The organism is Arthrobacter sp. ok909 (assembly GCF_900104405.1).
Classification (GTDB): domain Bacteria; phylum Actinomycetota; class Actinomycetes; order Actinomycetales; family Micrococcaceae; genus Arthrobacter; species Arthrobacter humicola.
On the sequence record NZ_FNJS01000010.1, the window covers coordinates 48503 to 71274 of the forward strand.

Annotated in this window: 24 protein-coding genes and 1 pseudogene; 12 read left to right on the forward strand and 13 right to left on the reverse strand. The window is 67.5% G+C overall.

The annotated features are described in order from the left end of the window. Nucleotides 1–105: 105 nt before the first annotated feature. From BLR03_RS10155 to BLR03_RS10180, 6 genes are all read right to left on the reverse strand, one after another. Nucleotides 106–1113 carry a sensor histidine kinase gene (locus BLR03_RS10155; RefSeq protein WP_091252201.1) on the reverse strand — a complete coding sequence of 336 codons (1008 nt, stop codon included), beginning with the start codon at nt 1111–1113 and terminating at the stop codon, nt 106–108. Beyond that, nucleotides 1106–1780, reverse strand: a complete 675-nt coding sequence (locus BLR03_RS10160) for a response regulator transcription factor (protein ID WP_091252203.1) — start codon at nt 1778–1780, stop codon at nt 1106–1108. Before BLR03_RS10160 ends, BLR03_RS10155 begins: the two co-directional genes overlap by 8 nt. A gap of 5 nt (nt 1781–1785) precedes the next feature. Next, nucleotides 1786–2517: a VTT domain-containing protein gene (locus BLR03_RS10165; protein ID WP_091252394.1), complete on the reverse strand. Its 732-nt coding sequence runs from the start codon at nt 2515–2517 to the stop codon at nt 1786–1788. 4 nt (nt 2518–2521) lie between these two features. Then, nucleotides 2522–3268, reverse strand: a complete 747-nt coding sequence (locus tag BLR03_RS10170; protein WP_254788365.1) for a phosphatase PAP2 family protein — start codon at nt 3266–3268, stop codon at nt 2522–2524. Nucleotides 3269–3432: 164 nt separating this feature from the next. After that, complete coding sequence (locus BLR03_RS10175; protein ID WP_091252206.1) at nt 3433–3990, reverse strand: dihydrofolate reductase family protein; 558 nt, start codon at nt 3988–3990, stop codon at nt 3433–3435. A gap of 54 nt (nt 3991–4044) precedes the next feature. After that, nucleotides 4045–4407 carry a hypothetical protein gene (locus BLR03_RS10180; protein ID WP_091252207.1) on the reverse strand — a complete coding sequence of 121 codons (363 nt, stop codon included), beginning with the start codon at nt 4405–4407 and terminating at the stop codon, nt 4045–4047. Nucleotides 4408–4667: 260 nt separating this feature from the next. Here BLR03_RS10180 and BLR03_RS10190 point away from each other — a divergent pair, with 260 nt between their 5' ends. The 4 genes from BLR03_RS10190 (at nt 4668) to BLR03_RS10205 (ending at nt 8499) form a co-directional block, all read left to right on the forward strand. After that, nucleotides 4668–4997, forward strand: a complete 330-nt coding sequence (locus tag BLR03_RS10190; protein ID WP_091252211.1) for a hypothetical protein — start codon at nt 4668–4670, stop codon at nt 4995–4997. A gap of 835 nt (nt 4998–5832) precedes the next feature. Continuing rightward, nucleotides 5833–6030, forward strand: coding sequence for a helix-turn-helix transcriptional regulator (locus BLR03_RS10195; protein WP_091252213.1), 198 nt, complete (start codon nt 5833–5835; stop codon nt 6028–6030). After that, a complete protein-coding gene (locus BLR03_RS10200; RefSeq protein ID WP_091252215.1) occupies nt 6030–7235 on the forward strand; it encodes a type II toxin-antitoxin system HipA family toxin in 1206 nt (401 codons plus the stop codon). Before BLR03_RS10195 ends, BLR03_RS10200 begins: the two co-directional genes overlap by 1 nt. Nucleotides 7236–7383: 148 nt before the next feature. Next, entirely contained in the window at nt 7384–8499 is a 1116-nt protein-coding gene (locus tag BLR03_RS10205; RefSeq protein WP_254788367.1) for a serine hydrolase, read from the forward strand. A gap of 125 nt (nt 8500–8624) precedes the next feature. Here the strand turns inward: BLR03_RS10205 and BLR03_RS10210 are convergent, their stop codons facing one another. Continuing rightward, entirely contained in the window at nt 8625–9194 is a 570-nt protein-coding gene (locus tag BLR03_RS10210) for an efflux RND transporter permease subunit (RefSeq protein WP_217639758.1), read from the reverse strand. Between the two features lie 363 nt (nt 9195–9557). Here BLR03_RS10210 and BLR03_RS10215 point away from each other — a divergent pair, with 363 nt between their 5' ends. Next, nucleotides 9558–9752 (forward strand): DUF1918 domain-containing protein, encoded by a 195-nt coding sequence (locus BLR03_RS10215; protein ID WP_091252400.1) that lies wholly within the window; start codon nt 9558–9560, stop codon nt 9750–9752. 48 nt (nt 9753–9800) lie between these two features. Here BLR03_RS10215 and BLR03_RS10220 read toward each other — a convergent pair whose 3' ends face one another. Further along, on the reverse strand, nt 9801–11255 hold the full coding sequence (locus tag BLR03_RS10220) for a DUF5129 domain-containing protein (protein WP_091252217.1): 1455 nt from the start codon (nt 11253–11255) through the stop codon (nt 9801–9803). A 104-nt stretch (nt 11256–11359) separates the two neighbouring features. Between BLR03_RS10220 and BLR03_RS10225 the strand changes: the two genes are divergently transcribed. Genes BLR03_RS10225 through BLR03_RS10235 form a run of 3 tightly spaced genes read left to right on the forward strand, consistent with a single transcriptional unit; the run spans nt 11360 to nt 14085 of the window. Beyond that, nucleotides 11360–11893, forward strand: coding sequence for an LpqB family beta-propeller domain-containing protein (locus tag BLR03_RS10225; RefSeq protein ID WP_091252219.1), 534 nt, complete (start codon nt 11360–11362; stop codon nt 11891–11893). Then, a complete protein-coding gene (locus BLR03_RS10230) occupies nt 11890–13569 on the forward strand; it encodes a DUF5671 domain-containing protein (protein WP_254788369.1) in 1680 nt (559 codons plus the stop codon). The genes BLR03_RS10225 and BLR03_RS10230 overlap by 4 nt, the downstream gene beginning before the upstream one ends. Nucleotides 13570–13617: 48 nt before the next feature. Beyond that, a complete protein-coding gene (locus BLR03_RS10235; RefSeq protein ID WP_091252222.1) occupies nt 13618–14085 on the forward strand; it encodes an SRPBCC family protein in 468 nt (155 codons plus the stop codon). A 45-nt stretch (nt 14086–14130) separates the two neighbouring features. Here the strand turns inward: BLR03_RS10235 and BLR03_RS10240 are convergent, their stop codons facing one another. Continuing rightward, nucleotides 14131–15168 (reverse strand): isopenicillin N synthase family dioxygenase, encoded by a 1038-nt coding sequence (locus BLR03_RS10240; protein ID WP_091252224.1) that lies wholly within the window; start codon nt 15166–15168, stop codon nt 14131–14133. Nucleotides 15169–15600: 432 nt separating this feature from the next. Between BLR03_RS10240 and BLR03_RS10245 the strand changes: the two genes are divergently transcribed. Then, entirely contained in the window at nt 15601–16548 is a 948-nt protein-coding gene (locus tag BLR03_RS10245; protein WP_091252225.1) for an alkaline phosphatase family protein, read from the forward strand. 62 nt (nt 16549–16610) lie between these two features. Here BLR03_RS10245 and BLR03_RS10250 read toward each other — a convergent pair whose 3' ends face one another. After that, a complete protein-coding gene (locus BLR03_RS10250; RefSeq protein ID WP_091252227.1) occupies nt 16611–17318 on the reverse strand; it encodes an endonuclease/exonuclease/phosphatase family protein in 708 nt (235 codons plus the stop codon). A gap of 170 nt (nt 17319–17488) precedes the next feature. Here BLR03_RS10250 and BLR03_RS10255 point away from each other — a divergent pair, with 170 nt between their 5' ends. After that, entirely contained in the window at nt 17489–18292 is an 804-nt protein-coding gene (locus BLR03_RS10255; protein WP_091252229.1) for a thioesterase family protein, read from the forward strand. A 16-nt stretch (nt 18293–18308) separates the two neighbouring features. Here BLR03_RS10255 and BLR03_RS10260 read toward each other — a convergent pair whose 3' ends face one another. After that, entirely contained in the window at nt 18309–18698 is a 390-nt protein-coding gene (locus BLR03_RS10260; protein ID WP_091252230.1) for a DUF2177 family protein, read from the reverse strand. Between the two features lie 16 nt (nt 18699–18714). Between BLR03_RS10260 and BLR03_RS10265 the strand changes: the two genes are divergently transcribed. After that, nucleotides 18715–19461, forward strand: coding sequence for a lipoate--protein ligase family protein (locus BLR03_RS10265; RefSeq protein WP_091252232.1), 747 nt, complete (start codon nt 18715–18717; stop codon nt 19459–19461). Here BLR03_RS10265 and BLR03_RS10270 read toward each other — a convergent pair. Further along, nucleotides 19458–20995, reverse strand: a pseudogene (locus tag BLR03_RS10270) (carboxyl transferase domain-containing protein). The gene BLR03_RS10265 and the pseudogene BLR03_RS10270 overlap by 4 nt on opposite strands. Further along, nucleotides 20989–21933 (reverse strand): CaiB/BaiF CoA transferase family protein, encoded by a 945-nt coding sequence (locus tag BLR03_RS10275; protein WP_091252234.1) that lies wholly within the window; start codon nt 21931–21933, stop codon nt 20989–20991. Before BLR03_RS10275 ends, BLR03_RS10270 begins: the two are co-directional and overlap by 7 nt. Before the next feature lie 126 nt (nt 21934–22059). Between BLR03_RS10275 and BLR03_RS10280 the strand changes: the two genes are divergently transcribed. Continuing rightward, a complete protein-coding gene (locus tag BLR03_RS10280) occupies nt 22060–22767 on the forward strand; it encodes a FadR/GntR family transcriptional regulator (RefSeq protein ID WP_091252235.1) in 708 nt (235 codons plus the stop codon). Nucleotides 22768–22772 lie beyond the last annotated feature (5 nt).

Sequence of the window (22772 nt, forward strand, 5' to 3'; positions counted from 1 at the left end):
CAGACAGCCCTCCCGGGGCCATCCAGTCCGGAAAGACCGGCGATCGATTTTCCCTTGGGGGCAAGCGATCGCCGGTCTTTCCCTTGCCCGGATTCTCACGGATTCCTAGGGATTCCCGACGGCGGCGAGCGGAAGCGTCATCTTCATGACGGTGCCGGCGCTGCCGGTGGAGGCAACCTCGACGGCACCTCCGGCAGCCACTGCGATTTCCCGGACCAGGGCCAAGCCGATGCCAAAGCTCCGTTGTCCCTGCGTTCCTCCGGTGCTGGCGGTCCGCACGAAGCGGTCAAAGATCCGGGCCTGGTCCACGCCGGTGATCCCGGTCCCCGTGTCAGCCACCGTGATGACCGCGCGGTTTTGCTCGATCGCCGTCGTGATGGTCACACGGCCGCCCGGCGGGGTGTGGGAGAGGGCGTTGTCCGCCAGGGCCAGGACGGCGCGGCGCAAGGCGTTGGCGTCGATCCGGGCCAGCGGCCGGGCATCGGCGGAGAAGTCCAGGCGCACGTCCCGTTGCTCCGCGACCAGCCGCAGGCCCTCGGCGACGCCGGAGGCGGTGCCGGCGAGGTCGGCAGGCGCTGCCGAGCGGTCAGGGGCGTCGGTGGTGGCCGCCAGGAGCAGTTCGTTGACGATCCCGGTCAGCGTTGCCGCGTCCTCCCGGATCCGGGCCAGGTCCTGGGCCTGTTTGGAGCCGGGCTCGGTGTTGCGCTGGGCAAGCTGGATCCGGGTGTCCAGAATGGTCAAGGGGGTGCGCAGTTCATGGCTGGCGTCCTGGACGAAGCGCCGTTGCCGGGCCAGGGCGTCGCCGAGGGGGCGGATGGCGCTGCGCGCGCTGAGCCATCCGACGATGCCCGCCAGCACGATTCCCGCGACCCCGGCGATGAGCATGGCTTCGAGCACGTCCCGGGAATCCAGGTAGGCGTAGGCCGTCCCGGCCGATGCCGAACGCGGAACTTCAGGATGGGCCAGCTGGTTGACGAGGTACAGGGCCGTGGCGGCGAGGAGTCCAAGGACCATGACCGCGCAGGCGGCGCTGATCCGCAAGGCGACCTTGAGGGAGGCCTTGCGCAGTGTGGAGTGGTCCGGGGTTTCGCCGGCGCCCCCGCCGTTACTCATGGGCATCGCCGATCTGGTAGCCGACGCCGTGTACGGTGCGGATGACGGCCTTGGAGATCTTCCGGCGCAAGTGGTGGACGTAGGTATCGATCACCCCGGGCTGGTCGGAGGCATGGAAGTGCGCTGACAGGAGTTCGTCCCGGGTGAAGACCCGGTCGGGTTCCGCGGCCAGGGCTGCCAGCAGCTGTCCTTCCTTTGCGGTCAGCGACACCGTGTGCCCGTAGACCGAGCGGATCGAGCGCTGCGCCGGGTCAAGTTCCCAGTCCCCGATGCTCAGCGGTGCCGGCACGGCGGCATAGGTGCGCGTCAGTGCGCGCAGTCGTGCCGCCAGTTCGCCGGCGTCGAACGGTTTGGTCACGTAGTCGTTGGCGCCGGCGTCCAGACCCCTGACTTTCTCCTCTGCGTCGCCCAGCGCGGTCAGGATCAGGATGGGCGTGCCGATGCCTTTGGACCGCAAGGCCCCGATGAGGGCGATGCCGTCCATCACGGGCAGACCGCGGTCGATCACCATGACGTCCCAGGCCTCGGTCAGCCCCGCGTGCAGGCCGTCACGACCGTTGGTGACCAGCCGGACGTGGTAATCCGGGTCCAGCAGCTCGGCGATGAGCGGTCCGAGGGCGGCGTCATCCTCAACGAGCAGCAGAGACGGCCGGTCAGCGGTTGTCATGTCAGCTATTCTTCCGTGACCAATTCCCGGGCCGGCAGTCCCTCCCCGGTTTCCGCTTCCGTGTCGCCGGCAGCTGGCCCCGCGCGCCGGCTGGTGCGGCGGCGCCTGAGGAACTGCACGATACCCGGCACGACGGAGAGCAGGACCATGCCCACGGCAATGACGTCGATGTTTTTGGCGACGATGTCAAAGTGCCCCAGCCAGGTGCCCAGCATCGTCACGGAGATTGCCCACGCCGCCGCGCCGGTGATGTTCCAGAGGACGAAGGACTTGTACTCATAGCGTGCGATCCCGGCACTGAGCGGCGCAAAGGTCCTGACCATGGGGACGAAGCGCGCGAGCACGACGGCGGCGCCGCCGTGCCGCCGGAAGAAGTCTTCGGTGGTGGTCAGGTGGGCCGTCTTCAGGATCCGGGCATCGTCCTTGAACCATCGCCGGCCGAAGGTCCGGCCCAGCATGTACCCCACCTGGTCCCCGACGACGGCGGCCGCGGTGACGACGCCGATCAGCACCGGCAGCGTCAGGTGCAGCTGCTGGTGCAGGAGCCCGGCGGTGAAGAGCAGCGAGTCTCCTGGCAGGAAGGGAAAGAGCACGCCGGACTCGATGAAGACCATGAGCGCGATGACGCCCAAGGCTCCCGGGCCCAGACCGGCGAGCAGGCTCGCCGGATCCAGCAGCGACGGTGACCCGGCGGCCTGCGCGGCCGGAAGGAGGGCTGAGATGTCCACGGTGTGCAGGGGGTTACTTCCTCTCAGATGCCGGCTCAGAGGCCAGCGGGCGGGCGATGGCACGGGCAGGTAGCCGGTCCGCGATCCTCGGCGCGGCAACGTTCCAGAGGCCGGTGAGCATCACCACGGCTGCGCTCGCAGCCAGGAATGATGCCGTGACGTCGGAGGGGTAGTGGACGCCGATGTACAGCCTGGACCACGCCACGATGAGCGCCATCGCCGCGGCCGCGAAGGCCGTTACCTTGGCCCAGCGGGTCCCGCGGGCCAGGAAATACAGCGCGAAACCGAGAGCGACGGCAAAGGACACGTGGCCGCTCGGGAAGCTGTTGGAGCCGGTTTCCGGTGCCAAAGGATCGAACAGCAGCGCGGGGTTCGGCCGCTGGCGGGCCACGAGGATCTTGAAGAATTCGCTGGCCACCCAGCCGGAGACTGCCACCAGGCCGAACGCTATCGCCTTGACCAGTCCGCCGCGGAACAGCCAGATGCACAGGGCGACGGCGGCGATCAGTGCGACGCCGGCGACCGGGCCAAACACGACGTTCAGTATCATCGCGACGGCGGTCAGGGCCGCGGCGTGATGCTGGCTGAGGTCCTGATCGACCCCGAGTTCGGTGGCGCTGAAGCCCGGCGTCAGCTGAGCCGCCAGGCCGAGAGCCAGGACGGCGGCGGAGAGCAGGAGTCCCAGCAGTAACCAGTGGCGGACCTGGGGGAGGGCCAGCAGCTGCGGCCGCGCGGCGGTACGAGCTGTGTCTCGTCGCACAGCGTCTGGGCGACCTAGTGCTGTATCGCGTTCAACAGGGACGGGTCCAGTCATGGGATCCTCCGGCTCGGGACAAGGGCGCCAGGTTGGCGCCGGTTTCCACTCTTCCGCGAGGCAATTAAGAAACGCTTAAGAAGTGCCGTCCGGACGTTCCGCAGGGCTGATTACGCCGCGTAGCGCAGCAGGGTTACCCCGTTGCCGAAGGTCCGGGTCTCCAATAGCCGGAGCTGGACTGTTTTGTCCTCAGGCTTGAACAGCGGATGACCCCGTCCCACGAGAACCGGATGGACGTACAGCCAGTATTCGTCGATCAGTCCGAGCCGCCGGAAAGTGTCCGCGAGATTCGCTCCGCCAAGGGCCAGGTCGCCGCCCGGCTGCGACTTCAGCGCCAGGACTTCTTCGGCCACGACCTCCGGCACCACAGTGGTGTTCCAGCCGGCCGTCGTCAGCGTCCGGGAATACACGATCTTGGGCATCTCCCGCCAGATGTGGGCGAACTCGGCCACTGGCGCGCTGGCACCGGGGTCCGCATCCGCTGTCGGCCAGAACTCCGCCATCAGCTCGTAGGTGACGCGGCCGTCCAGGAAGGCGCCCATGGCAGCCAGCTGCTCGTTGAAGTGGCAGTGCAGTTCGTCGTCGACCATGTGCCAGCTCAGGTCCCGGTCCGGGCCCTCAAAGAACCCGTCGAGGGACACCTGCATGGCCATAATGATCTTCCGCATCGGGCGCTCCTTGCGTTTCCCCTAGCGTACGCAGGCGCGGCCGCGTTGCTACCCTCAGGAGCAGGTTCTCAGGAAGCTCGTGGCGCCGGGGCGTTCGTGGAAGGTCACCGCGTGACCCGTGTCGTCATGGAAGACGGCCGTGAAGCCTGCCACGGTGATGGTGCCCGGCTGGTAGGGGTTTGCCCAGCCTGCAGGGGGATTGCCGTGACCGTCGTCAAGTGGCTGGTCGGCAACAAAGAACGTGTGCTGCACCTGGATCTCGTAGATGCCGCAGTGCGTGAAGAGCGAGAAGGGGTTGCTCGAGGCGGCGGTGGTTGTTGGAGATGCCGAGGGGTCGTTTGTTGGCGCTGCCGGCGGGGCGCATCCGCACAACACCGCTAAGGTGGCTGCCGCGGCGGCGATGCTTCGAACTGTCATACGCCAAGGTTGTCCGGCGATAACTGCGCCGGTCAAGGACCTGCGCGGCGACTTCGGAAGATGCCTGGCGAGCTCGGTCTTATGGCGCGGCTGGCCGGGGAGCTGGAATCGAAGCGGCAGTCCCTCGCGTTGCGAAAAACGAGCCGGATGACTCCGCGGTTCACCGGTCAGCCGCCAACTGATGGTCGTCACGTTGGCACTCAGCAAACGATATTGAGGGCCTGCAGGCAGCGCATTGCCTCCGCGCGTAGCATCGAGGCGTGAGCAGCCAAAAGGGATCCCCAGCCCTGCCGTCCAAGAGGATAGGGATCATCCGGTCAGTCTTGTGGGTGGCCTTCTTCGATGTGCTCGCATGGCTGGTGGTGGCTAACTGGGGGCTGTCTTTCTGGCCCTCGGTGGCGCTATTCACCGTCTATACGGCGGGCATCGCCATTCCCCTGGCCCTGACGCTGGGCCTGTTGATTCCCTGGGGCCTTGCTGTGAGGCGTGAACGCGCCGAACTGGAGAGGAGTTCTCACCCCGGCCCGTCGGCGTGTGGCCAGCACGCCATGGAACGCGGTCACGACGAGGACAAACGTTGCAAGAACTGACGCGTTGACGACGAGCGAGAGCTCCGTTTGGTGAGGCAGGAGCATGGTTTCGTCCCACCCCGCATTGTCGGCGCGATTGATGAAGTCTGCGTCGATCGGATTCCACAGGATGGCCACGGCGCTTGTTGCCACCAAGGCGCAGAGGCTGACGACAAGTTGGACGACGGACAGTACCGATGGCCTTCCAGTTTCATTTGTCGGACGTTGGTCCGAAGCTTCCCCGTTTTGTTTCGATGGTGGCCGTTGCAGCCACTGTCATTACACTGTCCGGCGCACACAGCCCTGAGCAAAATCAGCCGGGCGGGCCGCCCCGATACGCTTCGAGTGCGTCCTCTCTGATCCACTTTCTGGTCAGGAAAGCGTCCAGAGCGCAAGAAACGGCGAAGGCCGCCCAGGAAATCCATAGAGGTGCGAGGCCGGAAAAAAACCAAGGCCATGACGGCCATCACGATGCCGGCAGAGACATAGCCATAGATTCGACGCGCAGAGGTCGCGAATCTTGCCTCTTGCGTCTCGCGAAAGTAGTTCAACATCAGTCTCCCCACGGTTCGATTCGGAGCCTACAGCACTGGTTGCGCCAAATAGCGCTATTAGATGCGCGCCAGATGCCGCTGCGATTCACAGTTCCAGCCCACAACGCCTTAGCTTGAATTGTCTTGTTGAAGGCAGAATCCTGCCGGTTGGCGGCTTTGGGCATGCCGTATGTCTGCCTTCTGCTCCAATCCGGCAGGATCTTGCCGAATTGTAGCCACTGAGGCAGGATGGGAGCCATGAACCGCCCAAGCGGCAGCATCCTGCCTCTTCCGGTGCGGGGAATACGGGAGGCGGGCGGGCTATGAGTGATGTTTTGTCAGTCGCTGCGGGCATCCGGAGCGCCCGCAAGGACGCCGGAATCACGCAGGAGGACCTGGCCCACCTGGCGGGAACGTCAGTGCGCACCGTCCGGGCCATCGAGACGGGAAGCGGCAACCCCTCGCTGCAGGCAGTCATCGCCGTCAGCAATGTCCTGGGCCTGCATCTGACGGTGCAGTGATGGGGGTCCTGGCGCCGGGAGACCTGCAGGACCTGAAGTTCGTCCGGTCCGCGGACGTATATAAGAGCGGCGTTTGGGCAGGACACCTGAGCCGGACCGATTCCGGCGCGGTGAGATTCGACTATCTCCCGGACTATCTCACGTCCGGCCAGCCTGCCGTGGCCGTCTCCCTCCCGCTGTCCGCGGCAGCGGTGGAGAGCCCTGCCGGGGCGTTGCCGGCGTTTTTCGCCGGACTCCTGCCGGAGGGGCACCGGCTCACGGTCTTGAAGAATGCGACCAAGACCAGCTTCGACGACGAACTCACCCTCCTGCTGGCCGTGGGGGCGGACGTGCCGGGGGACGTTCAGGTGGTCCCCGCGGGCGCCCCTCCGGCAGAACCGCCCAGCCTGGCAGACACGTCCCGGCCGGAGGAACTCGACTTTTCCATGCTGGCCAACACGGTGGACCTGCACGGCCTGCCGGGGGTCCAGCGGAAGACCAGCGCCTCGATGCTGACCACGCCGCTCGCCCTGCGCGGGCACCGCTACGTGCTTAAACTGGACCCGCCGGAACATCCGCATCTGGTGGTCAACGAGGCCGCTCATTTGCGTGCCGCGAAGTCGCTGAAGATCCCGGTGGCCAAGAGCCGGGTCATCGCGGACCGGAACGGACTCCCCGGTTTGCTGGTGGAACGGTTCGACCGCGTCAGGAATCCGGCCGGCGACTGGATCCGGCTTCCCCTCGAGGACGGCACCCAGGTGCTGGGGCTGCCGCCGGCGGCGAAGTACGGCGTCAGTTCGGAGGAGGTGGCAGCGGCCCTGGCCGGGATCTGCAAGGCACCGGTGGTCGCGAGCCGCAACCTCTACCTGCAGTTTGTCTTTGCCTGGCTGACCGGCAACGGTGACCTCCATGCCAAGAACCTGGCCGTCCTCGGGAACGGACCGGGACGCACAATCGCCCCGGTCTTCGACGTCCCGTGCACCCTCCTCTACGGCGACGAGACCCTCGCGCTGCCCGTCTCGGGGAAGACCAGGAACCTCAAGGCGAGGCACTGGGCAGAGTTTGCCGGCACGCTGGGCCTTCCGCCGAAAGCGGCGGCCTCGGCCAACAGGACCGCGCTCGCCGCCGCCGGCACCGTCAGGCTGGAGGACCTGCCGTTCACCGGGTCGCCGCTGCGCGGTGCGCAGCGGGAACTGGGATTTCGACGGCGGGAGCTCACCGGCTGATCGCAGCTTTTCCCACGGCCAGGCTCTTGCGCGGGGCCCGGGGAGGGGGCAGAATGCAGGGACTTTAGTGCCCCACAGCGGCCAGTCGCCGTCCGAGGGAGAAACATGCCTGCGAACGTTTTCGAACAGATACCCCGGGAAGTTCGGGATGGCTGAGCCGGCGCGCCATTACGGGTCCGGCGGGCACCGGGCCGCCGACGGGTCGAAGCCCGGGCCGTGGCCCCTCGCCTGGCGGGTGGGAAGGATCCGGCCGCAGTACCTGACGGCGGCCGCCGTCGCAGTCGCCCTGGCGGTGACCGGCAGCGTCTACGCGAGCGGCCAGGCGGGGATGCCGGGGATCCCGGATGAGCCCGCGGCTGCTGCGGCCGCTGCGGCTTCCGGTACCGCCGTTACGGCCCCGCTCACGGCGCAGGCATCGCCGGCAGTCACTGACGCCAGCCAGGCGGCCGCGCCGGACGCCGCCGAGCCGGAAACCACTGATCTGGCCCTCCCCGCGCCGACCGCGACTGCGGCCCCCTCCGTCACGACGCCCGCGAAAATAGCCGACGAGCCCGTCGCTGCCGTCACGGTCCCGACGATCACCCCCGAACTGGGCGGGCAGATCAACGCGATCATCGCGGCCAACAGCGCGTATGCACTGGGGGTGTCGTTGATCGATGTCTCGGACGGCGTGGTCCACGGCTACGGCGTCCAGGGCAATTTCGTGGCCGCCAGCACAGCCAAGATCCTCGCCGCGTCGGCCTACTACCACCTCGTGGAGACTGGGCGTGCCTCGCTTAGTGCCCCGCTGGGCGGTTCGACGGCCGGAGTCCAGATCCGCCAGATGGTCCAGCAGAGCAATAACGATTCATGGCTTCTGATCCTGAGGGCAGTCGGTCAGCGGCGGATGACGGACTACGCCGCGTCGATCGGGATCGGCTACGACTTCACGGTGAACCTGCTGACCCCGGAGGAGATGGCGCGGACCCTCTACCTGCTCTACACGGGGCAGCTGCTCAATGCGCGCAATACCGCCCAGCTGTTGTCCTACATGCAGAACACCAACTACGAGACGCTGATCCCGCCCGCGGTTCCGCCCGGCATAGGAGTTCACCACAAGTACGGGCTGCTGTTTGGAAACCTGCATGATGCCAGCGTCCTGGACAAGGACGGCCGCGCCTTCGTGTTCGTCGTGTACACGCGCGGCCGCGACTATTCGGACATGGGCCCCCGGACGGCGATCATTCAGCAGCTCACCCGGACGGTGACCGCCGCGTTGTTCTGAGCCACGATGGCTGTTAGGAACCGGCGCAGGCCCTTTCGGTGGTGCCGTAGATGTCAGGGCTGACTTTATAGCCGTGGCGGTCTTGCGCCAGCGCACGCTTGTTGACGGCGGCCAGGGCAGCCGCATCAAGCGTCGTGGTCGAGTCGAGGTTCAGGACTTCCTAGGAGATTGCCGGCGGCCCCTTCGATGGGAACCTGGCCCAGATGCTCCGGCGTGGTGATCGGCAGGACATGCTGAACACCGATCCGCTGGTGGCCCGTCTCGAAGAAGCCGCCGGTGCCCGGTGTGGATGCCTCCAGGCAGCTCAGTGGCGAAACCCATACTGAGTTGCCGGTCGTCTTGATGACTTCATCCAGCGTGACTCCCTTGGCCTGGCGCTGCGCCGGATCCACTGGGACTTGAAGTTGTTGGTCCCGCAGGCCCCAGATCGCCACGTTCGCGACGCCGGGCACGGCCAGGAGTCCGGGCTTCATGGTCCAGCGGGCCAGCCTGACATGTCGAGGGCCGACATGTCTTCGGAGGTCAGACGGATCATCATGACCCGGCTCGTCGAGGACAGCGGCTGCATCAGCGGGTGCCGCCGACACGTTGGGGAGTGCGCGTGCCTGGGTCAGCCGTTCGGAGACCAGCTGGCGAGCGCGGAAGAGGTCGGTCCCGGGCTTGAAGACCATCCGGATTGAGGAAAGGCCTGGCACGGACTTCTGGTGAGCCCGAGGGCCAGGATTCCCGCCGCCGCGGCGAGGACCAACAGACGGAACTGCAAGACCCAGCGGAGGATTGCACCCATCATGGCCGGTACCGCGCAGGCTCCCCAGGAGTGCACACATCAGGGGAATGAAAGTCGAGCCGTCGGCGTCGTCTGTATCCGGGGCCGTGGAGTGGCCCTGCCGCGAATCTGATCACCGGGAAAAGGGTTTTTGCGGCTTTTCCTGTTTGGAATACTGCCCGTTTGCTATGCACGGCGCGGCTCCTTGGTCCAAGGCCATAGCGCCCCCAGCCGTCAAGGGCAATAATGATCTTCGGGCACACAGGCGTCAATAGAAATGCAGGTGACCGCCATGAAGGCAGCCGCAGGAGACCGCATCATCATCCGTGGGACCACGGTGGAGTCCACGGACCGGCACGGTCTGATCCTTGAGGTCAAGGGGGCCGATGGGGCACCCCCGTACCATGTCAGATTCGACGACGGCCACGAGACCATCATGTTCCCCGGCGGGGATTTCGTCGTCGAACGGGCCGGGAACGGGCCGTAAAGGGGACCCGAGGAGGGCGCCGGGAACTGGGCCCGAGAACGCTCCGCCCTAGAAACCCGACGAGCTCCCGGAGCCGGAAAAGCTGCCTCCGCTGGACCCGTACCCGGTGGTGGCTCCGCCGCCGCGGGCGCTGCTGACGCTGCTGACGCCGGTGCTGAAGCCGGAATTGAAGCTCGGCACCGAGAAGAAGTAGTAGGACGGATACACCGTGCCGAGGATGCTCGGTTCGTAGGAGCGGCCGTACCTGGTCTTGGTCTCGGCCTGGGCGCTCTCCATGTCCTTGCGCATGAGTCCGGCCTCCTTCTCGTTGCGGGCGTAGGCCCCGATCACGGTTTCGGCGTGGTGCTTCAGCAGGTCGGACAGGCGGGTCCGGGCATCACGCAACCGGTCCAGCGCCGTCTCGGGCGAGATTGAGCCGTCGGCCAGTTCCGATGACCAGCGTTCGAGGTCGCTGCGGCTTTCATCGCGGAAGGACCGCAGTGCGGCCGCCGTCGCCGAGGATCCCTCGGCACGGCGCTGGCTGAGCATCTCTTCCAGGCCGTTCAGGTCTCTGCGGAACGGTGCGAGCTGGTGGTCCCAGGCGGCCGGCCAGGATGCGCCGCGGTTGAGCAGGGCATTGGTATCGGCAATCACGTCATCCAGCACGTCCAGTTCCGCCGCCGCGTCGGCGTAGTTCCGGATCAGTTTGAGGTTGGGCCGGCGGCCAAGGTCCCGGCGGCTGAGGGCATGCACCTGGTTGGAAAGCTCGGTGGCCGTGTTGTAGCGGTTCATGAAAGTGCGGTGTTTTTCCAGGACCGTGCTGCCGTACCGCGAGGATTCGGGGATGGTGCTGGCGTTGAGTTCGGTGACCTGCAGATCCATGCTGACGTTCGCGTAGCTGGCGTCGCCCCGTGCGAGTTCCTTCCGGCAGGACACCCTGGTCCGCCAGCGGACGATCAGCCATGCTGCTGCGCCGCAGGCCGCGGCGGTCACCGTCAGCCAGGCCGAGGCGACGAAAGCCGTGGACCGGTACCACGGCTGGTTGATGAGTTCGGCGCCGCGGCGGACCCCGGCAATGGTGCCGTCAGTCCACTGGGCATCGCGGAACAGTTCCTTGGAGGCATTCTGGATGTCCTCGCGCTGTTCGGGGGAGACCTTGCGGTCCTCACCCATGTACGTCCCGACATGCCGGCCGACCGGATCCAGGGCAAAAATGAACAGCCCGTCCGCCCACTTCTGCCCGTCGGGACTGATCCATTCGGGATGTTCGGCGCGGGCGAACCGCAGGACTTCCTCGTTCAGGTTGTCCGCGGCCGTGCCGTTGTACGTATAGATCGCAACCTTGGTGGGCTGATAGAACTCGGTGGCCCGTACCGCCGGCAGGAGCGTGTTTTGGTCCAGGACCCCGGCGCGGTCCTCAACCACGACGGCGGTCGGTGTCACGGCGAGCGCCGCGGCGGCTCCGCCGAGCAGGCCGACCATGAGCAGGAGCACAGCGGCGAGGGCATTGCGCATGATTCCCATTTTCCGAGCGTAGTGGGTGACCCCGGCCGCGTCGATGCAACCGCCGCGGGAACGGGACGAAAGACACCATGACGGCGCACCGGCCCCGCGTCCATACTTGCGGCATGAGTTCTCCGCCGGAAGGATCCCAGCCTGAACGACCTCCAGGAGAACCGGAACCGGAGGGAACGAAGCCCGGGCAGGCGCGCCCCGCCAGGCCCGACCGGACCCTGCTGGCCATCATGGTCGCGATCGCGGTGATTGTGATCGTTGCCCTGGCTGTCGTCCTGACCCGCGGAGAACCGGCGCCACTGGCCGAGTCGACGCCCGCGGGCGTCGTGCAGCGCTATGCCGCTGCCGTCATTGCCGGGGATGAGGCGGCCGCGTCCGCCTACTTGACCCCGGCCGCACGGAGCAAGTGCAACACCGAGGGCCGTCCGGCCGCGCAGAACCTGCGTGTCACGCTGGTCTCCACCACCGAGCGGCCGGAGTCGGCGGACGTGCGGGTGCTCATCACCGTGTCCGAGCCGGGCGGCCCGTTCGGCAGTGCTGAATACCAGGTGGAGGACGTCTTCGACCTCGTCCGGTCGGGGAACGGCTGGCAGATCGACAGCGCACCCTGGCAGCTGACGGTGTGCCCCGGGCAGGTGAAGCAATGAGCGCCCAACGGACGGTGCGCCGGCTGATCACCTACGCGCTGTTGTTCGCGCTGGTGGTGATCGCCGCCGTCGGGCTCGGCGGACTGCTGGGGCGCCTGTTCGTGACGGGAACGGAACTGGCCGTGGACGATGTCGCGGGGCTGGCGCGCTCGCTGGCCTTCGCCCTGATCGGCGGCCCGCTCGCGGCCCTCTTGTGGTGGGTGGTCTGGCGGCGGCTCGATGACCCGGAGGAACGGTCCGCCGTCGGGTGGGGCCTCTATGTGACGGGCGCCTACATGGTTGCCCTGCTGATCGCCTCCACCAATCTGATCAACACGCTCTCCTCGCTGATCGGCGGCCCGGGCCAGGAGTGGCGGCTGTCGCTGGCCACGGGCCTGGTATGGGCGGCGGTCTGGATCTGGCACCGGTGGATGTGGCGCCATCCCCGGAAGGGTCCGGCCGAGCTGGCCGATGTCCCCACGGTGCTCGGCTCGGTGCTGGGGCTCGTGCTGGGCGTCGGCGGCGCCGTCTCGGCCCTGTCCACCCTTCTGGATGCCGCCCTGCGGGGCGCCGCGGTTGAGGCATCGGTGGGCAAGCCATGGTGGGTGTCGGCGCTGCAGTCCCTGGTCTGGGCCGTCGGCGGAACCGCCGTCTGGTGGTGGCACTGGAAGCACGACGGCGGCCGGCGGCTGCGCACCGGGCTGGCCGACGTCGCACTCATCACCGTCGGGGTGCTCGGCGCCGGCATCCTCACCCTGGCCGGGTCCGGGGTGGCACTGTTTGTGGCCCTCCGCCTGCTGTTTGACCGTACCGAACCGCTGGAGCTGTTGCTGGAGCCCCTCGCTCCCGCCGTGGCCGCGGCTGCCATCGGTTGCCTCGTCTGGGTCTACCACCGCAACATTGCGAGCGGGCGCTCGGAAGCCACCCTTCAGGGCGGCAGGCTCGTGACCTCCGGCGTCGCGCTGGTCGCGGCGGCGTCGGGGATCGGCGTGATCGTCAATTCGGTCCTGGCCATGACGGCGACGCCGCTGGCCGGCACCGGGGCGCGGACCCTCCTGCTCGGGGGAATCAGCTCCCTCCTGGTCGGCGGGCCTGTCTGGTGGCTCGCGTGGCGTCCACTGGAGCCGGCGGGGACAACCGCCGCGACCGGCGCCGGACTGAACGCCCGGCGGATCTACCTGGTGGCCGTGTTCGGCCTGAGCGCCGTCGTTGCGGTGGTCACCCTGCTGGTGATCGGGTTCCGGCTGTTCGAGTTCTTCCTGAGCGATGTCAGCGGCGGAAGCCTCGTGGACCGGATCCGCGCGCCGCTGGGGCTCCTGGTCGCCACCGGGCTCGTGTTTGGCTACCACTTCGCGGTGTGGAGGCAGGACCGTGCCGTCCTCGCCGCGGCCGGTCCGGTCCGTCCGCGAACGATCGGCCACGTGATCCTGGTGGCGGGAACGGATGCCGCGCCCTTGCGCCGCGTCATCAGCGAGGTCACGGGGGCCGGGGTCACCGTCTGGACGCGGGCCGACGCCAGGGCTGCTGACCTGACCGGCGTGCCTGCACTTCCCGGCGGCCCGCCCGGGCCACTCCAGGGGGCCGGAGCGGCGCAGGAAGAAAAGTTGGCGGCGGCACTGCAAGGCGTGTCAGCGGCCAGGGTTCTGGTTGTTGCGGATCAGCACGGGCGGATCGACGTCATCCCGTTGCAAGGCTGACCGTCTGTCCTGCGTCCGGTGGGGCCGGCCACGCCCTAGGATGGCGGCATGTCTACCTTTGAAGTCACGCGCAGCGCAGCCATTCCCGCACCGGCAGAGGACATCTTTCCGCTGGTCGACAACTTCCATGAATGGACCAAGTGGTCGCCGTGGGAGTCGGTTGACCCTGCCATGGAGCGCAGCTATTCCGGCAGCGAATCCGGCGTCGGCGCCAAGTACGCCTGGAGCGGCAACCGGAAGGCCGGCTCCGGCACCATGGAAATTGTGGACGCCGCCACGCCGCGCAGCATCAAGATCCGCTTGGAGTTCACCAAGCCCTTCAAGGCCGTCAACCCCACGACGTTCACTTTCACGCCGTCAGCCAGCGGCACTCAGGTCACGTGGACCATGACCGGGGAGAACAAGGGCATCGGCAAGGTCTTCGCCCTGTTCATGAACATGGACAAGATGGTTGGCGCAGACTTCGAGAAGGGGCTCGCCGCGCTCGCCACGGCTGCCGCACAGCCAAAGGCCTGAGCAGGGAAGTCCCGCCCGGTGAGGTTGCCCCGCCGTCTGGGCAGTTCAGGACCCGGTGGTGGGGACCAGTTCGGGGTGATGGATCCGGGCAACCTCCGGGTGGGCCCGCAACCAGCCCTTGAGCACGTTGGCGCCGTAGGATGCGAGCATCGGGTTGTCCGGGTCATCGGTGATCCCCCGGGACCGGGCCGCGAGCGCAGGCGGGAGAGGCACCGGATCTATGACGGCGTCGAGCCGGGGCGACCAGAAGAACGGGACCGTGTAGCGGTCGACGCCGGGCGGGGGCGCCTCGACGCGGTGGATGGTGGCCGCCAGGTAGCCCTGGGTCGCGACTTCGAGCATTTCCCCGAGGTTGACCACCAGGGCTCCCTGAACCGGCTCCACCGGAATCCAGTTGTCGCTGCCCGGCGGGAGCACCTGCAGTCCGCCGACCCCGTCCTGAAGCAGCAAGGTGACGAATCCGTAGTCCGCATGGGCGCCGACCCCCTGGGGACCGGCATCGGCGACGACGCCGCCGACGTAGTGGACGAGCTTGGCCATCCAGGCCGGCGAGTCCCGGAACGGTTCGTCGAAGTAGTCTTCCGGCAGTTCCAGGGACACGGCGATGGCGCTCAGCAGTTCTGCTCCGATCCGTGACATGCGGTCCGCCCAGGCCATGCACACGCTCCGCAGCTCAGGCAACGTGCGGTCCGGCATCAGGTTTGGCCCCTGCACCAGCCAATACGGCTGATCCGGCGGGTAGCCCTCGACGGCGGGGCGCTCCGGTCCAAAATCGAGCTGTTCACGGGCATCCGGCCGCCCCCGGGTGACTTCGTGGCCCAACCGCGTGTAGCCGCGGAAATGCGGTGAGAGCCGGTTGTCCAGTTCCAGCCTGGACTCCAGCGGAAGCTCGAAGAACCGCCGGGTGACGTCGAAGAGTTCGTCCACCTCGCCGGGAGTGGCCCCGTAGCCCGTGAGCTGGAAGAAGCCCACCCGGTGCGAAGCATCGCGCAAGGCTTCAATAAACGCCGGGTCAAAAGTGCCGTCCCGCCCTCTGGCTGCACTGAGATCCAGCAACGGAATCGAATCCGATGGTGCGTTCATGCTTGCAAACTACCACCACGGCTTCCCCTACTGAACGGTAGGCCGATTCCGGTTGCCCGGACGCCAAGCGAATTGGCGGTGCCGGTTCCCAGCTATTGCCTAGGCTCCTCGCGGGCTTTCTTGATCGCGGTGTGTAAGAGTTCAACAACGAGGGTTGCCAATGCCACGCTGATCGAGTTAACGAGAAAGCCGGAAGCCATGCGCCGGAACGCCACGAAAGCTCAACGTCGAATCGCCGCGCGGCTGCTTGTTGCAGCAGTCCTGGTGCTGTCAGCAGCAGCGTGTCAGCCCTCGCCGCCCGGTGGCAGCCCGGGAACTGGATCCGGCACGCCTAGTGCCACGCCGAGTACCGGCGCGTCAGCCGGCACCAGCAGCCCCGGCACCACGTCCGGGGGCTCTGCCTCGGCGCAGGCCGGCTCAAAACCGGGGCACGTGTTCGTGATCAACCTCGAGAACAAGGGCTACAACAAGGTGTGGGGTGCCGGTTCTGAGGCCACCTATCTCTCCCAGACGCTCCGCAACCAGGGCGTCCTGCTGTCCGAGTACTACGGAATCGCCCACAACTCGAACCCGAACTACCTGGCCCAGATCTCCGGCCAGGCATCCAACGCCATGACCCGCGACGACTGCCCCACGTACGCCGCTTTCAAGCCAACGGGGACGGCCGCGCTGGGGCAGGTGGAGGGAACCGGCTGCGTGTATCCGGCATCGGTCCCCACGGTCGCCGGGCAGCTCAGCGCGGCCGGCAAGACGTGGAAAGGCTACATGGAGGACATGGGGACGCCGTGCCGGCATCCCCAGCTCGGCGCGAAGGACACCAGCCAGGGTGCCAAGGTGGGCGACCAGTACGCGACCCGGCATAATCCGTTCGTGTATTTCGAGTCCATCACCTCGTCCCCGGACTGCCAAAGCAACGTGGTGGACTTCAGCCAGCTTGCCGGTGACCTCCAGTCCGTGGACACCACACCGAATTTGGCCTACATCTCGCCGAATCTGTGCAACGACGGCCACGACAGCCCCTGCGTCGACGGCAGCGCCGGCGGGCTGGCCGCCGCGGACAGCTGGCTGAGCCAGCAGGTCCCGGCGATCCTGGACTCCCCGGCGTTCAAACAGGACGGGATGCTGGTCATCACCTTCGATGAAACCGAGGGAAAGACGGTAGGACCGTCAGCCCTGCTGCCGGGCGGGACGGCCGGCGGCAAGATCGGTGCGCTGGTCATCTCACCGTTCACCAAGGGCGGCACGACGTCGGACCAGGCGTACAACCACTTCAGCCTCCTGGCCAGCATCGAAGACGCCTTCTCTCTGCCGCGGCTCGGGTATGCCGGGGCGCCGGGCCTGAACAGCTTTGGCGCGGACGTCTTCAACGCCGGCTCCTGACGGCGGCACGATGCCCCGGACGCCCTGAACGCCCGGGCGGTCCGGGCAGGCGGGAACGGCCGCTACGAAGCGGCGGGTCCCGAACCGTTCCCGGACGCCTCCTGGCCGTATTCGGCCGTGATCAGGATGGGAAGGTGGTCCGAGGCGCCGCGGGGCAGTGTCTCCACGCTTTCGATCTCCAGCCCCTGGGAGGTGGCGAAGTCGAAGTGGCCCTTGAAGACCTTGTAGCGGGTGTAGGTCCGGCGGTCGCTCATCGTGAGGTCGTAGCCGGCGTCCTTCATCTGCGCTGTGAGGGATTTGGTGAAGAACGGATAGTTGAAGTCACCCACCATCAGTGACATCAGGCCGCCGCCCATGCTGAGCAGCTCGGCGTGCGCGGCATGGATCTGGTTCCGCCGCAACGAGTTCGACGCCGTCAGCGGCGCCGCGTGGAAAGAGGCGATGACGAGCTCATGGTCAGTCTCGTTGTCCGTGACGCGCGTTCCGATGAGCCGCTCATGCGCGGGGGCCAGGACACGGTCGTGGAGGGACTTCTTCAAAGCGAAGGTCTTGGTGTCGTAAGCGGTGAAGCGGTCCTTGCGGTAGTAGATCGCCAGGCCCAGCCGGTTCCCCCGGGTGGCGTCCGCCAGGTGGAGGTTGCCGATGGTGGCCGGCAGGTCCTCGGTATCGCACTCCTGGAGGCACAAAGCATCAATCTCGAAATCGCGGGCCAGATCGACCAGCTCGCCACTGGCCTTGTGCTTGCGGAGGTTGTAGCTGATGACTCGGATCAGGAGAGCACCCCTTCGGATGATAGTTGCGAACGCTGTGATCGAGTCTACCCAGTTCGGCTGGCCGAACGCTGAATATTGAGCGCATCAAGGACCCCGTGGCCTTCCGGCGCGGCGTTCGGCGATAGGGTGGTCTGGAATTCTCCGATGGAAGCTGCGAAAGGTCGACGTTGACTGCTGAATTGCCTGTTCTGGCCGAGGGTGATTTCTACTATGAGGCGCTGGGGGACGGGCGTTTCCGCTCCACGATCCACGCCCAGGGCGCCTGGAACGTCCACGAGCAGCACATGGCCCCGGCATCAGGGATCATGGCCGACTGCCTGGCCAGGCACGAGCCGCGCGAGGACATGCGCATGGCGCGTCTCAGCTACGAAATCCTCGGGCTGATCCCCGGCGGGGACTTCGAGGTGGTGACTTCCACCTTGCGTCCGGGCCGTACCATCGAGCTGGTGCAGGCCGAACTCGTCGCCGCAGGCCGCACGGCCATCCGCGCCACCGCCTGGCGGATGATCACCTCGGACACCTCCGCGATCGCGGCCTTCGAGGATCCCCGGATCCCGGCGCCGGAGGACTGCGAACCTTACGACGCCGCGGTCGTCTGGCCCGGCGGCTACATCGCCTCCCTGCACATGCGCATCGCCGAGGGCCACCGCGCGGGCTCCGGGACCGTGTGGCTCCGTACCGACTATCCGCTGACCGACCGGGCAGACAGCGGCGACCTCGCCCGGCTGATCGGCCTCGTGGATACCGCCAACGGCATTGCCGCCCGGGTTCCGCCGGGCAAGGGCAGCTACGCCTTCCCCAACCTGGACCTGCAGATCCACATGTACCGGCAGCCGGAGGGGGAGTGGCTGGGGCTGGATAACGAGGTCTCGTTCGGCACGGACGGGATCGGGCTGACCTCCACGGTGCTGCATGACCTCACCGGACCGTTCGGCCGTGCCGAACAGATCCTGACGCTGCGCAAGTCCTAGTTCGTCCGGGAGATTCCTAGTTCGTGTGAAAGACGAGCCAGCCGGCCAGCGTGGCCAGGGCCGTCAAGGCCGCACCCCAGAGGATGTCGACCACGATCAGCTGCCACGGCCAGGTCTTGAGCGTGGCGGCATTGGTCAGATCGTAAGTGGCGTAGCCAAACACGCCCAGCGCGGCACCGTAGCCGACGGCGGTGAGCCAACTGCCGCCGTCGAGCGCGGGCCGCAGGGCAAAGAACACGATCCCGGCAATGTAGATCACGTAGAACACCACCGCGTACCCTAGATTGGGCTTGTCGGCCAGCAGGTCACCAATCTGGCGGCGGTAGAACGGGTTCATCGTCTTGAGCCAGATGGCGTCGATGATGGCGAACGCGGCGGCTACGACGAGGAATTGCAGGATGACCATAAGGGAGCATAACAACATGCCGCAGGCGCCAGCCGGACCCCGGACACTGTCGGTGGTGCGGCAGGAGGAATCACTCGGCGCCGCCGCCGACCTCGACTTCGCGCTCGGGCTCCTCCAGAAGGTCAAGACTGGTGCGCTGGGTCCCACCCTCCGGCTCTACCGGCCGGTTCCCACGGTCGCCTTCGGGCAGCGCGACACGCACCTGGCCGGCTTCGAGGCGGCCGCCGCCGCCTGCCGGGAACACGGCTTCGAGCCCTTGGTCCGCAAGGCCGGCGGCCGCGCCGCCGCGTACCACCAAGGAACGCTGGTCATCGACCACCTGGAACCCGAAACGGACGCGATCGCCGGGGCCAAAGGCCGGTTTTCGCTGTTTGGCGAACTGCTCGCCCGGGCGCTGCGCGACGCCGGCGTGGACGCCGGCGTCGGAGAGATCCCGGGCGAATACTGCCCCGGCGAGTTCAGCGTGCACGGCCGGGACCCGCAGGTGCCGGAACACCTCATCAAACTCGTGGGCACCGCCCAGCGGGTGGTCGCCGGCGGCTGGCTCTTCAGCTCCGTGATCGTGGTGGAGAATTCCGCCCCGATCCGCTCGGTCCTGGAGGCCAGTTACGCCGCGCTCGGCCTGGACTGGGACCCGTCGACGGCGGGCGCGGCCGATGACCTCGTGCCGGGCCTCGACGTCGACGCCGTCGAAGCCGCTGTGGTTGCCGCCTACGGCCGCTACGCCGCGCTCCGCGATGCGGAGTTCTCGAGCCTGCGCTAGGCGCGGTGCCCAGCCGGACCGGCCCCGGACCGGGGAGCAACTGGTGCGAGCAGGCCGCCCAGGTTGCGGTAATTCGCCAGCCGCAGGGGGAGTAGCTCGGCGACTCCTGCACTGGCGAGGGAACCGAGTTCATACTCGATGGCCTGCCCCAGCCGCCGGCAGAAGGCCTTCGGCTCGTCGGCGGCGTCGGGGCATTCGTCCACAATGTGCCCCACGAGTCCGTTGGCGTGCAGCGATGCCACGTTGACGCCCTGGGCTTCCGACATGGCCGGCGCGAAGCCGGTGCTCCGGTGCACGATGGCGCTGGCGCCTTCGGGCGGGAGGGGAGACAACCAGGCATGCTGGGCCGCGATGGTCCGGTCCGCGGGCAGGAGGGCCAGTGCCCCGCCGCCGGCACCCTGGCCGAGCAGGACCGACACCGTGGGGGCGTTCAGTCCGATGAGGTCATGCAGGGAACGGGCGATCTCGCCTGCCAGGCCGCCTTCCTCGGCCTCCGGGGACAGCGCCGCGCCGGCGGTGTCGATCACGGTCAGCAGGGGCAGCCCGAGTTCTTCGGCCACACGCATGCCGCTCCGGGCCTCGCGGAGGGACGCCGGGCCCATCGCCGTCTGCCGGGAAGGCCGGGGCCGGGTGCGGCCGATGACCACGCAGGATTGATGGCCGAAGCGTGCCAGCGCGAGCTGAAGGCCGGGGTCCTTTTCACCCTGGCCCGTGCCGTTGAGCGGGAGCACGTCCCGGGCGCCGTGCGCGAGCAGTTGGCGGACATCCGGCCGGCGGGGATCGCGGGAAATCCTGATCGATTCCCAGGCGCCGGCGTCGGACGGCTTCACCGACAGCGTCGCGGGAGGCGCCACCCGCGGGTGCGGGCCTGGGGTCACAATGCTCAAGGCGCGGTCGACGACGTCGGACAGTTGCCCGGGCGGGACCACCGCGTCGATCAGACCTTTGTCGAAGAGGTTTTCTGCCCTCTGGACGCCCTCCGGGAACGGTTCGCCGCGGAGGGCTTCGTACACCCGTGGCCCAAGGAAGCCAAGCAGGGCTCCGGGTTCGGCGGCCGTGATGTGGCCGAGGGATCCCCAGGACGCCATGACGCCGCCGGTGGTGGGATGCCGCAGGCAGACCAGGTAGGGCAGGCCCGCCTGCCGGTGGGCGCGGACGGCCGCGCTGATCTTCACCATGGACAGGAACGCGATGGTCCCTTCCTGCATGCGGGTGCCGCCGGACGCCGGGCCCGCGAGGAGGGGAAGCCCTTCGCGGGTGGCCCGTTCGACGGCGTTGACGATCCGTTCCGCCGCGGCGAGGCCGATGGAGCCCGCGAGGAACCGGAATTCGCTGACGATGACGGCGACCCGGCGCCCGCGGATGAGGCCCTCACCGGTGAGGACGGATTCGTCCACTCCCGTCTTGGCCCGGGCGGCGGCGAGTTCCTGCCGGTAGTCCGGCCCGGGATCGGGGTCCACGACCGGCGCGGATCGAGGACCGCGGCGAGGAGTCCGGTCGCGTCCATGTGCCGGACTTTCTGTTGGGTCAGCATGCCTGGTGACCTTCCTGTGCCGTGCCGGATTCTGTGGCCGTGCCGTTGGCCGCCGTCAGCCCGAGCCATCGCCGGATCTGCTCCCCGTCCTGGTCGAGCAGCGGCGGGGCGGTGTGCGCGGTGGGGGTGGTTTCGGCAGTGCCGGCGGGGCCGAAGAACCGCAGCGGGGGACCGGGCAGGCTCACGGTGCCGAGGATTTTGTGGTCGACGTCGATCACGAGCCCCTGCGAGCGGACCTGGTCCCATTCGTAGACCTCGTCCAGGGTGCGGACCTTGCCGGCCGGGATGCCGGCCCCGTTGAGTCTGGCGAGCAGCGGCTCTGCGTCGAAATCGGAGAATGCCCGCTCGACTTCCTCGATGACTTTCTCGCGGTTCCGCACCCGGTCGGCATTGGAGACGAACTCGGGCCGGGCGGCGTCGATCCCGAACTCGGCAGCGAACGTGCGCCAGAGTTTTTCGCTGCCCACGCTGATCTGGACCCGGCCCTGCCGGCAGTGGAACAGGCCGTAGGGGGCGATGGAGGGGTGGTGGTTGCCCTGGGCCCTGGGAACCTCGCCGGCCACGGTGGCCCTGGTGCCTTGGAAGGCGTGGACCCCGATCAGGGCCGCCAGCAGCGAGGTGCGGACGATCTGGCCCTGGCCGGTGCGTTCGCGCTGCACTGCCCGCCCGTCGTCGCTCTTCAAATCCAGGGCAATGGATTCCTTGTTGCGGTTGCAGGACAGGAAGTACGCGGCCTGGGGATCGTCCTCGGGGCCCACGAACGGCGGGCCCCAGCCGCGGGTGTCGTCTCCGGTGCCGGGGTTCTCCACCTTGATCACCCGCGCGCCGAGGTCTGCCCGCATCATCCCGGCATGCGGACCGGCAAGGGCGCGGCTCAGGTCCACCACGAGATAACCGGTCAGTGGGCCGTGGGCGCGCGGCGTGGGTTCAGAAGTCATGAGGTGGGCTCCGGATCTGGCGATAATTGGATTACTGGCTTAGTGGCCTAGCCTCCTAGACACTAGGTGTCTTTGTCAATAGTTCTCCGGTAGTCTTAGAAGTCAGGACAGGCTGGAAGGACGCGCATGGCAAAGCAGGCAGCAACGCATCAGATTTCCCGCGTTTCGCGGCCGCGGCTCTACGAACAGCTGGTGGAGCAGATCATGGATTTCATCGAGGCCGCCCAGCTGTGTCCTGGCGACACGCTGCCTGCTGAGCGGGACCTTGCCGAGCGGCTGGGGGTTTCGCGGGCAACGCTGGCGCAGGCCCTGGTGGCCCTGGAAGTGCTCGGCGTGATCGACGTCCAGCACGGCACAGGTGCAGTGCTGGTCTACCGGCCCAACGTTCCTTCGGTGATCAAGGGCGTCCGCGAGCACCGCGGCCGGCTGCCCGAGATCGTTGAGGCGCGCAGCACGCTCGAGGTCAAGCTGGCCGAGCTGGCCGCGGCACGGCGCACCGGGCAGGATATGAAGGCCATCGATCAGGCCCTCGAGGCCATGGCGGAAGAAGTCGCCACCGGAGACCGCGGTGCACGAGGCGACGAGCTCTTTCACCAGGCGGTGACCGCCGCCGCCCATTCGGCCGTGCTGGCCCAGTTGATGACGTTCATCGCCGGAATGGTCCTGGAAACGCGCCTCGAATCGCTTGGACAGCCCGGCCGTCCGGAGCAGTCGCTCGCCTCCCACCGCAAAATCGCCGATGCGATCAGGTCTCAGGATTCGGCTGCCGCCGCGGCGGCAATGCTGGAGCACATTGACCTTGTCTCCGATGTGGCCCTGCTGAAAAACGGCTGAACCGG

Bases quoted from the DNA above. Each gene is read 5' to 3' on its own strand.
- BLR03_RS10155 (WP_091252201.1), bottom strand. From the start codon at position 1,113: ATGAGTAACGGCGGGGGCGCCGGCGAAACCCCGGACCACTCCACACTG.
- BLR03_RS10160 (WP_091252203.1), bottom strand. From the start codon at position 1,780: ATGACAACCGCTGACCGGCCGTCTCTGCTGCTCGTTGAGGATGACGCC.
- BLR03_RS10175 (WP_091252206.1), bottom strand. From the start codon at position 3,990: ATGCGGAAGATCATTATGGCCATGCAGGTGTCCCTCGACGGGTTCTTT.
- BLR03_RS10180 (WP_091252207.1), bottom strand. From the start codon at position 4,407: ATGACAGTTCGAAGCATCGCCGCCGCGGCAGCCACCTTAGCGGTGTTG.
- BLR03_RS10195 (WP_091252213.1), top strand. From the start codon at position 5,833: ATGAGTGATGTTTTGTCAGTCGCTGCGGGCATCCGGAGCGCCCGCAAG.
- BLR03_RS10200 (WP_091252215.1), top strand. From the start codon at position 6,030: ATGGGGGTCCTGGCGCCGGGAGACCTGCAGGACCTGAAGTTCGTCCGG.
- BLR03_RS10205 (WP_254788367.1), top strand. From the start codon at position 7,384: ATGGCTGAGCCGGCGCGCCATTACGGGTCCGGCGGGCACCGGGCCGCC.
- BLR03_RS10215 (WP_091252400.1), top strand. From the start codon at position 9,558: ATGAAGGCAGCCGCAGGAGACCGCATCATCATCCGTGGGACCACGGTG.
- BLR03_RS10220 (WP_091252217.1), bottom strand. From the start codon at position 11,255: ATGGGAATCATGCGCAATGCCCTCGCCGCTGTGCTCCTGCTCATGGTC.
- BLR03_RS10225 (WP_091252219.1), top strand. From the start codon at position 11,360: ATGAGTTCTCCGCCGGAAGGATCCCAGCCTGAACGACCTCCAGGAGAA.
- BLR03_RS10230 (WP_254788369.1), top strand. From the start codon at position 11,890: ATGAGCGCCCAACGGACGGTGCGCCGGCTGATCACCTACGCGCTGTTG.
- BLR03_RS10235 (WP_091252222.1), top strand. From the start codon at position 13,618: ATGTCTACCTTTGAAGTCACGCGCAGCGCAGCCATTCCCGCACCGGCA.
- BLR03_RS10240 (WP_091252224.1), bottom strand. From the start codon at position 15,168: ATGAACGCACCATCGGATTCGATTCCGTTGCTGGATCTCAGTGCAGCC.
- BLR03_RS10260 (WP_091252230.1), bottom strand. From the start codon at position 18,698: ATGGTCATCCTGCAATTCCTCGTCGTAGCCGCCGCGTTCGCCATCATC.
- BLR03_RS10265 (WP_091252232.1), top strand. From the start codon at position 18,715: ATGCCGCAGGCGCCAGCCGGACCCCGGACACTGTCGGTGGTGCGGCAG.
- BLR03_RS10275 (WP_091252234.1), bottom strand. From the start codon at position 21,933: ATGACTTCTGAACCCACGCCGCGCGCCCACGGCCCACTGACCGGTTAT.
- BLR03_RS10280 (WP_091252235.1), top strand. From the start codon at position 22,060: ATGGCAAAGCAGGCAGCAACGCATCAGATTTCCCGCGTTTCGCGGCCG.